The sequence below is a fragment of the Cyanobium sp. NIES-981 genome, from assembly GCF_900088535.1.
In the GTDB taxonomy this organism is placed as follows: Bacteria; Cyanobacteriota; Cyanobacteriia; order PCC-6307; family Cyanobiaceae; genus NIES-981.
Window position 1 is genome coordinate 2,063,553 of sequence record NZ_LT578417.1, and the last position, 12,034, is coordinate 2,075,586.

Below are 12,034 nucleotides of genomic sequence, written 5' to 3' on the forward strand. Positions count from 1 at the left end.
CCAGCTCCGATCGGGCTCTGGGCAGAGTGGACACCGCCATCCCCCGCACCGTGCTGACCCCATCGCTGCGCTGCCCCCCTGTTTCGCCCCAGTGGTGGCTCAGCCTTGGGATGCGCTGGGCGGCCGTGGTGGCCTTCACCGCCGGGATCGGGCACTGTTCGGTGCAACCCGGCACTCCCACCCCCTCGGGCGCCCTGGGGGGCGACGCCGGCGGGGAGCCGGTGGCGCTGCTCAGCCCCGATCCCGCCGGATTGCCGGTGGAGGCGGTGACGCTCACGACGGTGGTGGAGGGTCTGGAACACCCCTGGGGCATGGCCTGGCTACCGAACGGCACTCTGCTGATCACCGAGCGGCCGGGACGGCTGCGCATCGTGCGCTCCGGCCGGCTCGACCCGAAGCCCGTGCCGGGGGTGGCTCCGGTGGCCTCGGACGTGAAGGCCGACCAGCTGTTCGCCGCCAGCCAGGGGGGACTGCTGGACATCGCCCCCCATCCGCGCTTTGCCGAGAACGGCTGGATCTACTTCAGCTATGCCCATGGCACCCGGGAGGCCAACGGCACCCGCGTGGCCCGGGCCCGCTTCGATGGCCGCGCCCTGCGCGACTGGCAGGTGATCTTCCGGGTGAACCGCAGCAAGAGCGGCGGGCAGCACTTCGGCTCGCGGCTGCTGTGGCTGCCGGATGCCACCCTGCTCGTGTCGATCGGCGATGGGGGCAACCCGCCCGTGAGCCTCGACGGCGCCTGGATCCGTCTCCAGGCCCAGAACCCGGCCAGCCACCTGGGCAAGGTGGTGCGCCTGAACGACGACGGCTCCATCCCCCCCCGACAACCCCTTGGTAGGACGCCGAGGAGCCGATCCGGCGGTGTGGAGCCTCGGCCACCGCAACATCCAGGGCCTGGCCCACGACCCGGTGCACCGGCGGGTGTGGGCCACGGAGCATGGCTCCCGGGGCGGCGATGAACTCAACCTGATCCGGGCCGGCGCCAACCACGGCTGGCCGGTGGTGTCCCACAGCAGGGAGTACGGCAGCGGCCAACCCGTGGCCGGCCGCACCTCGGCGCCGGGATTCGCCGACCCCCGCCGGGTGTGGATGGGCACCATCGCCCCCTCGGGGCTGGCCGTGTACCAGGGGGATCGGGTACCGCAGTGGCAGGGCAACCTGTTCGTGGGGGGTCTGGTGGCCCAGGGCGTGCGGCGGCTGCAGCTCAATGAGGCAGGAGTGGTGATCGGGGAATCGGTGCTGCCGATCGGAGCACGGGTGCGCGATGTGCGGCAGGGGCCTGATGGGGAGCTCTACGTGCTCACCGATGAACCCCGGGGCCGGCTGCTGCGGCTGCGGCCGGCGGAGCGCCCGGCGGCGGCTTCATAGGCCGATCCGGCCCGTGATGATCCCCCACCACAGACACCAGTCAGCCAGGAAGCTGAACAGGGGGTAGCGGAAGGTGGCCGGCCGGTTCAGCTCGAAGAAGAAATGCCCTGCCCAGGCGAACAGGTAACCCTGCACCAGGGCCACGGGCAGCAACCACCACTGCCGGCTCAGGAGCGCCACCAGCAGCAGCAGGATGGCCAGATTGGCGCCAAGGAAATGGAGCCGGCGGGAGGTGCGGTTGGCATGCTCGCCCAGATAGAAGGGGTAGAAGTGAGCAAACGTGGTGAACTGCCGCTCGCTGCCCATGCCGGTGCCCGCCGTGTGCCCTCAACAATCACCCCATCCTGATCCGCCGGCCACTCCCCGGCCGCCACTGCAACGGATCGATCAGGCCCTGCTCGATCAGCTGAGCGCACGGGCCCGCCAGGCGCCGCGGCTGCGCCGCAACCACAACCTGCACCAGCTGCCGGATCGTGTGCAGCGCTTTCTCAACGGCCTCCAACCCGGTACCTACGTGCGCCCCCACCGCCACGTGCGCGATGGAGCTGGCGGCGGCTTCGAGTGCTTCGTGGTGCTCCAGGGCGCCATCGGGCTGCTGGTGCTGAATGCGGCCGGGGAGGTGATCGGCAGGGAACGGCTGGAGGCCACCGGCCCGCTGAAGGGGATCGAGCTGGCCGAAGGCCAGTTCCACACCCTGGTGGCCCTCAGCCCCGATGCGGTGATGCTGGAGCTGAAGCAGGGCCCCTACCAGCCCGCCGCCGACAAGGACTTCCTGCCCCAGTTCCCCAGCGAAGGCAGCCTGGAAGCGGCCGCGCAGGAGCGGCAATGGCGCAACCTGTTCGAAGCCGAGGGTGAGGGTGAGCCGGATTCTCCTCCAGCCTGAATTCCATTCAGACCACGAAGAATCCTGACCACGAAGAATTCAGACCAGGACCAAGGGCGGCTGCGCCACAGCCGCCCAGGCCCAAGGTGATGACATCGTTCTCGTCAGGGCCAGACATCTTCCACCCCGCCCTGGCTTCAACCCCAGCCTGGGAGGGTTGATGCCCAGCCCCGCCTGACCAGCCGCAGCAGGAAGCTGACGCTGCCGGAAGTCATGGCTCTGATCCACACGCTGCTCAGCCAGCCGGCCCTGAGCTCCGGGGCAGGGTTGAGCGCCCGCAGAGCTCATGCCCCAGGGCCCTGAGCCCTGGGCCCGCCCCTCAGACCGGGGTGACGGCCTGCTCGCCTTTCGGCTGGTCGGCCTTCTGCTGCTGCAGCACTTCGGCCAGGCCTTCCAGGTCTGCTTCGGTGATCTTGGTCTGCATCGGGCAGTGCTTGGGCCCGCACATCGAGCAGAACTCGGCCTGCTTGTAAATGTCCGCCGGCAGGGTTTCGTCGTGGTACTCGCGGGCCCGCTCCGGATCCAGCGAGAGATCGAACTGCCTGTTCCAGTCGAAGGCGTAGCGGGCGCGGCTGAGCTCGTCATCGCGGTCGCGGGCGCCGGGGCGGTGGCGGGCGATGTCGGCGGCGTGGGCGGCGATCTTGTAGGCGATCAGGCCGTTGCGCACATCTTCCGGATTGGGCAGACCCAGGTGCTCCTTGGGCGTCACATAGCAGAGCATCGCCGTGCCGTACCAGCCGGCCATCGCTGCGCCGATGGCGCTGGTGATGTGGTCGTAGCCGGGGGCAATGTCCGTCACCAGCGGACCGAGCACATAGAAGGGCGCCTCGCTGCACTCCTCCATCTGCTTCTTCACGTTGAACTCGATCTGGTCCATCGGCACATGGCCCGGACCCTCCACCATCACCTGCACGTCGTGCTTCCAGGCGCGGCGGGTGAGTTCACCGAGGGTCTTCAGTTCGGCGAGCTGGGCCTCATCGGAGGCGTCGTGCAGGCAGCCCGGCCGCAGCGAATCACCCAGGGAAAAGCTGCAGTCGTAGCGCTTGAAGATCTCGATGATGTCGTCGAAGCGGGTGTAGAGCGGGTTCTGCCTGTGGTGATACAGCATCCACTGGGCCAGGATGCCGCCGCCGCGGCTCACGATGCCGGTGAGGCGGCCCTTCACCTTGGGCAGGTGCTCGATCAGCAGGCCGGCGTGGATGGTCTGGTAATCCACGCCCTGCTGGCAGTGCTTCTCGATGATGTGCAGGAAGTCGTCTTCGCTGAGCTTTTCGATCGAGCCGTGCACGCTCTCGAGCGCCTGGTACACCGGCACCGTGCCGATCGGCACCGGCGAGGCGCTGATGATCGCCGTGCGCACCTCATCGAGGTTCACGCCACCGGTGGAGAGATCCATCACGGTGTCGGCGCCGTACTTCACCGCCAGCTCGAGCTTCCTGAGCTCTTCGCTCACATCACTGGCATTGGGCGAAGCGCCGATGTTGGCGTTCACCTTGCACCGGCTGGCGATGCCGATCGCCATCGGCTCCAGGTTGGTGTGGTTGATGTTGGCCGGGATGATCATGCGGCCCCGGGCCACCTCCTCCATCACCAGCGATTCGGGCAGGTTCTCCCGCTTGGCCACGAAGGCCATCTCCTCGGTGACCACGCCCTGGCGGGCATAGTGCATCTGGCTGACATTGGCGTGACCACGACGCTTCTCGATCCAGGCGCTGCGCATGAGGGGTGGGGCGATGGGGAAACCGTCGCGGCGGGCCGGAGCGAGGCAACGGCACGGAGGCGGACGGATTCGGGGCGCAGCTGGAGTTCGTTCTCACTTCCCTGCGCCGGCATGACCCGGATCAGGTTCGGAGGGTGTGATCTCAGCCCTTCGTTCACCGGCCGGAACGGCCTGTGAGCGGGCACCCCTAGTGACGCTGAAAACCTAGCAAGCCCGACCCTGGAACGGCCCTGGTCTCAGCCCTGGAGCCCGTTCAGGGCCGCGGCCACCACGCGGTGGTCGGCGTCCTGCTGCAGGCCCCGCAACAGGGTTCGGGCCCGTTCCGCCACAGCTGGGTCGTCGCCGCTCCCACCCTGCTGCTGGGCCAGCCGGCCCAGGATCTCGGTGCCGCCCACCCGCACCGTGTCGTCGGCATCGGCCAGGGCCAGCTCGGCCAGTTCCAGCAGGTCCGCGGCCCGCGCCTCCGGGTGTTCGGCCACCGCCGAGAGCACGCTGCAGCGCAGCAGCCACTGGCTGTCGGCGCGGAAGGCCTCCAGCACCACCGGCCAGGCCCGCTGCAGGCCGTAGCTCACCAGCGCGTTGGCCGCCTCGGCCCGCACGTTGGCGTCCTCGTCGTGGCGCACCGCCTCCACCAGCGCCGTCCAGCCGGCCTCGGTCTGCTTCACGCCCAGACCGGCGCAGCTGAGCGAGCGCACGATGAAGGCCGACTGCTCCAGACCCCGCAGCAGCAGCGGCACGGCCTGCTCGGCCGGCACCTCCCGCAGGCCGACCAGGGCCGGCATGGAGCGGGCCGGGTCGCCCGAAAGGATCGCCGCCTCGAGGGCCTGCAGGTCCACAGGACCGGGATCGGCGGGTTGGGGTGTGGAATCGCTCATGGCTCCAGCCTGCCGGATGGCGTGCCGCTGCGCAGGGCGGCCAGCAGGCGGCGGCGGCGGCGGCGGCGGCTGTGGAGGCTGGTGCCGAGCAGGACCCCACCGATCACCAGGGCCGGCACGGCCTGGATCCGGTCGGGGCCGCGGCGCTGCACCAGCACCGCCAGGGCCACCAGCAGCAGCAGGGGCGCGGAGAGGGCCAGCAGGGTGTTGAGCAGACCCCTTGAGGGGGTGGGCATCGGCTGGCGCATCTCCCCGGTTCCAGCTCCAGGCCCTGCCGCCGGACTCATCGGGGCTGCTCCATCCAGCGCAGCAGGCTCAGGGTGAGCACCCGCACCCCCACCGCCAGGGCGCCCTCATCGGGGGCGAAGGTGTTGCTGTGCAGCGGCGTGCAGCCCCCGGGGCCCGCCACCCCCAGCCGGAACATGGTGCCGCGGGTGCCGTCGAGCAGCTCGGCGAAGTCCTCCGCCCCGAGGGAGGGCTGCTCCAGCCACAGCACCTGCTCGGAGCCGAGCAGCTCGCAGCCGGCCGCCGCCACCAGCTGGGTAAGCACCGGATCGTTCTGCACCGGCGGCGAGATGCAGCGGTAGCGCACGCGGGCCTCGCCGCCATGGCCGCGGCAGAGAGCATGCACCGTCTCCTCGATCCAGCCCGGCAGCTGGGCGTGCACGTCGTTGTCCAGACAGCGCACGGTGCCCAGCAGGCGCACGTGATCGGCGATCACATTGAAGGCCTTTCCCCCTTCGATGCGGCCGAAGCTCACCACCACCGGATGCAGGGCGTCGAGGCGGCGCGAGATCGTTTCCTGGAGCCCGCTCACCACCCGGGCCGCGATCCAGATCGCATCGGTGCTCTGGTGGGGCCTGGCGCCGTGGCCGCCCTCGCCGAGCACCTCCACCTCCAGTTCGCCGGCCGCGGCCGTGAGGCTGCCGCTGCGCACCCCGATGCAGCCCACGGGGATGCTGGGGAACACGTGCAGGCCGAACAGGGCCTCCACCCCGTCGGTGGCGCCGTCCGCCTTCATCCAGGCCGCCCCCTGGGCCGTCTCCTCGGCGGGCTGGAACAGCAGCCGCACGCGGCTGCGCAGATGCTCGGGATGGTGGCGCGCCACGGCACTCAGCAGCCAGGCCACCCCCAGCCCCACGCCGGTGTGGAGGTCGTGGCCGCAGGCGTGCATCAGCCCCTGCACGGTGGAGGCGTAATCGAGACCCGTGCGCTCCTCCACCGGCAGGGCGTCCATGTCCACCCGCAGGGCCACCAGGGGCGAAGGATCTCCCGCCGGGGTGGTGGCGGGGCCCAGCTCCGCCACCACCCCGGTGCGGCCCACCCCCTCGCGCACCTGCCAGCCCCAGCGGCGCAGCTCCCCGGCCACCAGGGCCGCCGTCTGCTGCTCGTGGCCGCTGAGCTCCGGGTGGCGATGCAGGTGGCGCCGCAGCTGGATCAGTTCCGGCAGCATCCCGGCCAGCTCCTGCTCCAGCCCCAGGGCCTGCCAGCTGAGGCTGGAGCTGCCGGCGCCGGGGCTGAAAGCGGGAGGGCTGAGGGTCATGGGGTCAGAACAACGCGGAAGAGGGACTCAGGCGAGAGCCAGAAACTGGCTCAGAGCCTCCACCGGACCCGGCGGCCAGCGCCGCGTCTGTCGCAACCATTCTTCCTGGCGGTAGCGGGGATCGAGACCGGAAGCGGCGGCCCAGTTGCTCTCGGCCTCGCCGCGGGACCCCTGGCGCCAGAGCAGCGCCGTGAGGCCGGCACGGGCGTCGGCGAAGAGGGGATAGCGGCGGATCAGGGAGCGCAGGGCCTGCTCCGCCGTGGCCAGGTCGCCCAGCTGGAACGCGGCCAGGGCCGCACTGGAGCGGGCCATGGCAAAACCCGGCCGGGCCGCCGCGGCCGCCTCGAAGCTGGCCCGGGCCGCAGCCCAGTCCCCCTGGGAGCCGAGCACATTGCCGAGGTTGTAGAGGGCCGAGGCGTCGCCGGGATCGCGGGCAAGAATCCAGGCGTAGTCGGCGGCGGCGGCCTCCCAGCGGCCGAGGGCCTCCTCGGCGGTGCCGCGGTTGAGGTGGGGGTCGGGGCTGGAGGGATCGAGTTCGGCCGCCCGGCTCTGGTCGGCAATGGCCGCCTCGGCATCGCCGAGGGCCAGCCGCACATTGCCGCGGTTGCTCCAGGCCGCCGCATCGTCGGGGGCGAGGGCCAGCACCTGATCCCAGAGGGGCAGGGCCTCGGCGAAACGGCCCTGGCGGCTGGCCTCGAGGGCCTGCTCGAACAGCCGCTGGTGGTCGGCGGCCTCGGCTGCCAGGGCGGCCCCAGGGCCCCAGGCCCCGCCCAGCAGCAGGGTGAGCACCAGCAGGCCGCTCAGCAGCATCCGCACGATCCGGGCCGGCCGGCGTCGCGGGCCCGATGGGGGGCGTGGGGGCAGGGGGGCGAGGCGGGTCATGCCGCCTCGGCCAGGCTGGCGAGGTGGGCACGGCCCGCCTCGGTGAGCACGCGGCCGCGGGGCGTGCGCTGCAGCAGGCCCTGCTGCAGCAGGTAGGGCTCCACCACTGTCTCGAGGGTGGCCGGATCCTCCCCGAGCCCCGCCGCCAGGGTGTCGAGGCCCACCGGCCCGCCGCCATAGGCCTCGAGCATCAGGCTGAGCAGGCGGCGGTCGTGGGCATCGAGGCCGCGGGCGTCAACGCGATGCAGGCTGAGGGCCTGGCGCACCACCACCGCGCAGACGCGGCGGTGGCCGGCCACCGCCGCCACATCCCGCACCCGGCGCAGCAGGCGGTTGGCGATGCGGGGCGTGCCGCGGCAGCGCCGCGCCACCTCGAGGGCCGCCTCCGCCTCCAGCTCCAGCTCCAGCAGACCGGCAGCGCGCAGCACGATCGCCTGCAGGTCGTCGAGGCCGTAGAACTCCAGCCGCTGGATCAGCCCGAAGCGGTCGCGCAGGGGCGAACTCAGCGAGCCCGCCCGCGTGGTGGCCCCCACCAGCGTGAAGGGCGGCAGCGGCAGGGAGCGGGTGCGGGCCGTGGTTCCCTGGCCCACGGTGAGGTCGAGGCGGCCATCCTCCATCGCCGGATAGAGGAGTTCCTCCGCCACCCGGTTGAGGCGGTGGATCTCATCGATGAACAGCAGGTCGCGCGGCTGCAGATTCACCAGCAGCCCCACGATGTCGCGCGGGCGCTCCAGGGCCGGCGCGCTGGTGATCCGGCAGCGCACCCCCAGCTCCTCGGCGAGCACCAGGGCCATGGTGGTCTTGCCGAGCCCCGGGGGGCCGTAGAGCAGCACGTGATCGAGGGCTTCCCCCCGGGCGCGGGTGGCTTCGATGGCGATGCCGAGCACCTGTTTGAGTTCCCCCTGGCCGATGTAGTCGGCCAGGCGCCGGGGCCGCAGTCCATCCTCCCGCGGCACCGGGGCCGCCGCCGCGTCCCCAGCAGCGTTGGCCGCGGCGCCACGGCTGGGTGGGCGGCGACGGGGCGCCGGGGAGGCAGAGGACACGATCGCCATCCCTGGAGGGTACCGGCCTCTGCCTAGGGTCGGGAGTCGAGCGGATCGGAACCAGAGGGCGGAACGGCATGGCCAAGGGCGGAGCAAAGAAGGCCGCCGCCCGCGCCCGGCGGGACGCCGCCAACCGGCTGCTGGCCGACAACCGGCTGGCGCGCCATCAGTACGAGATCCTCGACACCCTCGAGACCGGCATCGAACTGCTCGGCACCGAGGTGAAGTCGATCCGGGCGGGGCAGGTGAATCTGCGCGACGGCTTCTGCCTGATCAGGAACGGCGAACTGCAGCTGCACAACGTGCACATCTCGCCCCACAGCCACGCCGGGGCCTACTTCAACCACGACCCCCTGCGGGTGCGCAAGCTGCTGGCCCACCGCCGCGAGATCGACAAGCTGCGCGGCGCCCTCGATCAGAAGGGCCTCACCCTGATCCCGCTGAACATGCACCTGAAGGGCTCCTGGATCAAGGTGACGCTCGGGCTGGGCAAGGGCCGCAAGCTGCACGACAAGCGGCAGGAGGAGCGCCGCAAACAGGAGGCCCGGGAAACGCGGGCCGCGATCGCCCGCTACTGAACCTCCCTTCGGTCCTCTCCCCGGAACGCCTGCCGGTCAGTTCGACAGGGGCGGCAGGGGCTCCGGCGGGCCCTCGGCATCCGGGCCCCGGGCTGGATCCGGCCGGGGGGCGGGGTTGCGGTCGGCCTCGGGCGGCAGGGACTGGGGCCGGGACAGCTGATCGGGCGCCAGGGGCTGGGGCGGCTCCGGTGCGGGAGCCGCCGCCGGGGGATCGGCCCGCAGCGAGAGCGTGATCATGGCCGGCGCCACACCGTCGTTGGTGACCAGCAGTTGCACCGGCGACTGCGTCTGGGCCGGCAGGCTCACCACCCGCAGCGGTCCCTTCGGCTCCAGCAGGCTGCCATCGGCCGCGAACACACTCATCTGCATCAGCGGCGAGCCGTTCACCCCCAGCACCAGCCGGTTGCCGGGGGTGAGCCGCACCGGAAACAGGCGGGCACCGCCGGCGTCCACCGCGGCCGACAGCACCTGGGTCTGGAGGGGCTGGGCCTGGATCGCCTCGATCTGCACCGTGGCGAGGATCTGCTCGGCGGCGGCGTACCACAGCTGGCGGAAGGGTTCGGGCGGAATCGCCGCTCCCGAGCGTCCGGGCAGCAGGTTCTGGGCACTGCCCGACACCAGCTGACGCAGCACCTCGGGGCTGATGCCCTGGTTCACCAGGGCCTTCTGGCGTCGCTCCCAGTCGCCGTTGCTGTAGTTGCCCAGCCGGCGGCGCAGCTCGATGGGGAGCTGCTCCACCCGAGCCAGCCACTCCTCGGCCAGCTCATTCCAGATCTTGCGCAGCGGCGCGTCCTCCAGGGCATCGCTGGGCAGCCGGCCGCCCCGCTCCGGGAACTGGGCCAGCAGGCTGGCATCCACCAGCTTGAGGAACCAGCCACGATCCACCTGCATCGCCCGCAGCCGGTTCAGCAGCTGCTGGCGCTGATCCACCTCCGAAGGGGGCAGGCTGCTGGGCAGCTGCAGGGCCGCCTCGGGGGTGGTGGGCGGGGGCTGCTTGCCGCGGCTCAGCCACCACCAGCCCAGGGCGGTGCCCACCACGGCCGACACCACCAGAGCCATCACCACCGGCCAGATCCCTCCCTCGGCCGCCTCATCCCGGGCTTCGGCGCGGCTCAGCGGGGTCACGGCAGCCACGGGAGCCCCCAGGGGGGGCAGCTCCGGGGGAGCTGCGGCAGGCCCCGCGGCCACCTCAGCGGCAGGAGGCAGGTCGGGGGGTGCCGCCGGCGGCACCAGCACCACGGTGCGGTCGGCCCGGGCGACAGGCCCGGTGGACTCCGGCATCGGAACCGCCTGGAAGGCCGCCAGCGCCTGACCCGCGGATCGGAAGCGCTGGTCGGGCTGGCGCTGCAGCAGCCGCTGCAGCTCCCGCTGCAGATCGGGTTCGGCCGCCAGGGCCACGGGCCAGCGCCAGCTGAAACTCACCGGGTCGAAGAGGCCGGCCGGCGGGTCGCCGCTGAGCAGCACCAGCGCCGTGACCCCGAGGGCATGGAGATCCATCCAGGGCAGCGGCTGCCCGCTCTCGGCCAGCTCAGGCGGGGCGAATCCGGGGGTGGCCACCACGCCCCCGGCCACCAGGCCGAAATCGAGCAGCACCGGCAGACCGTCGCTGTCCCGGCGCAGCAGGTTGGCCGGGCAGAGATCCCCATGCACCAGGTCCTGACCATGCAGCACCGCCAGCACCGGCAGCAGCTGGCGCAGCAGCAGCAGCACCTCCCCGGCGCCGAACACCATCTGCCGCTCGGCCCGCACCTGCAGCAGCTGCTGGAAGGTGCGGCCGCTCTGCCACTCCCGCACCAGCCAGAGGTCGCCGTCCTGGCGCAGCGGGCTGCCCAGCCGCGGCACCTGGGGGTGCAGCACGCCCTGGAGCCGGTTCCAGCGGGCCACCGCCGCCCCGTGGTCGAACTCCGGGCCGAGCTGCCGCAGCGCCACGGGCCCCTCACCGGCCAACTGGTCCCGGGCGCGCCAGAGGCTGCCCTGGCCGCCCTGGCTGAGGCGCTGCTCGAGGCGGTAGCGCTCGCCGATGAGGGCGCCGGGCTGGGGCGAGGACGCCGGCGAGGCGGCGGACGGTGTGGCGGAATCAGGAGGCATCAGCCAGCCGCGGCCAGAGCCCGCTCAGGTTGCCGCAACCCCTTGGCCGCCAACCAGTCCCGGTCGTAGAGCCGCGACCGGTAGCGGTCGCCGCTGTCGCACAGCACGGTGACGATGGTGTGGCCGGGGCCCAGCCGCCGGGCGGTCTCCACCGCCGCCGCCACGTTGATGCCCACCGACCCCCCCAGGAACAGGCCCTCCTGCCACAGCAGGCGGTAGATCGTGTCGAGGGCGGCCTGGTCGTCGATGCGCACGGCGTCATCCACCGGCGCCCCCTCGAGGTTGGCCGTGATGCGGCTGTTGCCGATGCCCTCGGTGATCGAATTGCCCTCGCTGCTGAGTTCGCCGGTGCGGGCCCAGCTGTAGAGGGCGCTGCCGTAGGGGTCGGCCAGCACGCAGCACACCCGGGGGTTGCGCTCCTTGAGGAAGAGGGCCACCCCCGCGTAGGTGCCGCCCGTGCCCGTGGCCGCCACCCAGGCATCCACCTGGCCGCCGGTCTGCTCCCAGATCTCCGGGCCGGTGGTGGCGTAATGGGCCCGGCGGTTGGCCAGGTTGTCGAACTGGTTGGCCCACACGGCCCCGGGGGTCTCGGCGGCGATGCGGCCCGAGAGCTTCACGTAGTTGTTGGGGTCGCGGTAGGGCACGGCGGGCACGGTGCGCACCTCGGCCCCGAGGCTGCGCAGCAGGCCGATCTTCTCGGCCGACTGGGTGTCCGGAATCACGATCAGGGCCTTGTAGCCGCGGGCGTTGCAGAGGTGGGTGAGGCCGATGCCCGTGTTGCCGGCGGTGCCCTCCACCACGGTGCCCCCCGGTTGCAGCGTGCCCTCCTGCTCCGCCTCCAGCAGGATGCCCAGGGCGGCCCGGTCCTTCACCGATCCCCCCGGGTTCATGAACTCCGCCTTGCCGAGGATCTCGCACCCCGTGAGGGCGCTGAGGGCCGCCAGGCGGATGAGCGGAGTGTGACCCACCGCACCAACAAACCCCTGCGTGATCCCGCCCATGCCCTGACAACCGCGTGGCGGGATCGTAGGCAAGCTCCCTAAGGTCGGGCCTG

Annotated in this window: 11 protein-coding genes, 1 pseudogene and 1 riboswitch; of the genes and pseudogenes, 3 read left to right on the plus strand and 9 right to left on the minus strand. The window is 72.0% G+C overall.

The genetic code is table 11. From position 1 onward, the window contains the following. Positions 1-191: 191 nt before the first annotated feature. A pseudogene (locus CBM981_RS10485) lies at positions 192-1,368 on the plus strand (PQQ-dependent sugar dehydrogenase); the annotation flags it as partial. Here CBM981_RS10485 and CBM981_RS10490 read toward each other — a convergent pair. Next, on the minus strand, positions 1,363-1,674 hold the full coding sequence (locus CBM981_RS10490) for an Mpo1-like protein (RefSeq protein WP_087068357.1): 312 nt from the start codon (positions 1,672-1,674) through the stop codon (positions 1,363-1,365). The pseudogene CBM981_RS10485 and the gene CBM981_RS10490 sit on opposite strands and share 6 nt — an antisense overlap. On the opposite strand from CBM981_RS10490, the gene CBM981_RS10495 reads away from it, so the two are divergent. After that, on the plus strand, positions 1,673-2,251 hold the full coding sequence (locus CBM981_RS10495; RefSeq protein WP_087068358.1) for a WbuC family cupin fold metalloprotein: 579 nt from the start codon (positions 1,673-1,675) through the stop codon (positions 2,249-2,251). The two genes, CBM981_RS10490 and CBM981_RS10495, sit on opposite strands and share 2 nt — an antisense overlap. Before the next feature lie 319 nt (positions 2,252-2,570). Here the strand turns inward: CBM981_RS10495 and thiC are convergent, their stop codons facing one another. The 6 genes from thiC to ruvB form a co-directional block, all read right to left on the minus strand. Continuing rightward, positions 2,571-3,971: a phosphomethylpyrimidine synthase ThiC gene (gene thiC, locus CBM981_RS10500; protein ID WP_087068359.1), complete on the minus strand. Its 1,401-nt coding sequence runs from the start codon at positions 3,969-3,971 to the stop codon at positions 2,571-2,573. Between the two features lie 81 nt (positions 3,972-4,052). After that, positions 4,053-4,170: riboswitch (TPP riboswitch) on the minus strand. 37 nt (positions 4,171-4,207) lie between these two features. Then, the gene (locus CBM981_RS10505) at positions 4,208-4,846 is read right to left on the minus strand and encodes a HEAT repeat domain-containing protein (protein ID WP_087068360.1); all 639 of its coding nucleotides are present in this window, start codon (positions 4,844-4,846) and stop codon (positions 4,208-4,210) included. Continuing rightward, positions 4,843-5,133, minus strand: coding sequence for a DUF3188 domain-containing protein (locus CBM981_RS10510; RefSeq protein ID WP_225867349.1), 291 nt, complete (start codon positions 5,131-5,133; stop codon positions 4,843-4,845). The genes CBM981_RS10505 and CBM981_RS10510 overlap by 4 nt, the downstream gene beginning before the upstream one ends. After that, complete coding sequence (locus CBM981_RS10515) at positions 5,130-6,299, minus strand: amidohydrolase (RefSeq protein WP_087069355.1); 1,170 nt, start codon at positions 6,297-6,299, stop codon at positions 5,130-5,132. Before CBM981_RS10515 ends, CBM981_RS10510 begins: the two co-directional genes overlap by 4 nt. A 117-nt stretch (positions 6,300-6,416) precedes the next feature. Next, a complete protein-coding gene (locus tag CBM981_RS10520; RefSeq protein ID WP_087068362.1) occupies positions 6,417-7,199 on the minus strand; it encodes a tetratricopeptide repeat protein in 783 nt (260 codons plus the stop codon). Positions 7,200-7,267: 68 nt separating this feature from the next. Further along, positions 7,268-8,323 (minus strand): Holliday junction branch migration DNA helicase RuvB, encoded by a 1,056-nt coding sequence (gene ruvB / locus CBM981_RS10525; RefSeq protein ID WP_087068363.1) that lies wholly within the window; start codon positions 8,321-8,323, stop codon positions 7,268-7,270. A gap of 68 nt (positions 8,324-8,391) precedes the next feature. On the opposite strand from ruvB, the gene smpB reads away from it, so the two are divergent. After that, positions 8,392-8,892, plus strand: a complete 501-nt coding sequence (gene smpB, locus CBM981_RS10530; RefSeq protein ID WP_087068364.1) for an SsrA-binding protein SmpB — start codon at positions 8,392-8,394, stop codon at positions 8,890-8,892. A gap of 36 nt (positions 8,893-8,928) precedes the next feature. Here the strand turns inward: smpB and CBM981_RS10535 are convergent, their stop codons facing one another. Then, positions 8,929-10,980 carry a serine/threonine protein kinase gene (locus tag CBM981_RS10535; protein WP_087068365.1) on the minus strand — a complete coding sequence of 684 codons (2,052 nt, stop codon included), beginning with the start codon at positions 10,978-10,980 and terminating at the stop codon, positions 8,929-8,931. After that, positions 10,980-11,981, minus strand: a complete 1,002-nt coding sequence (locus CBM981_RS10540; protein WP_087068366.1) for a cysteine synthase A — start codon at positions 11,979-11,981, stop codon at positions 10,980-10,982. Before CBM981_RS10540 ends, CBM981_RS10535 begins: the two co-directional genes overlap by 1 nt. Between the last annotated feature and the right edge of the window lie 53 nt (positions 11,982-12,034).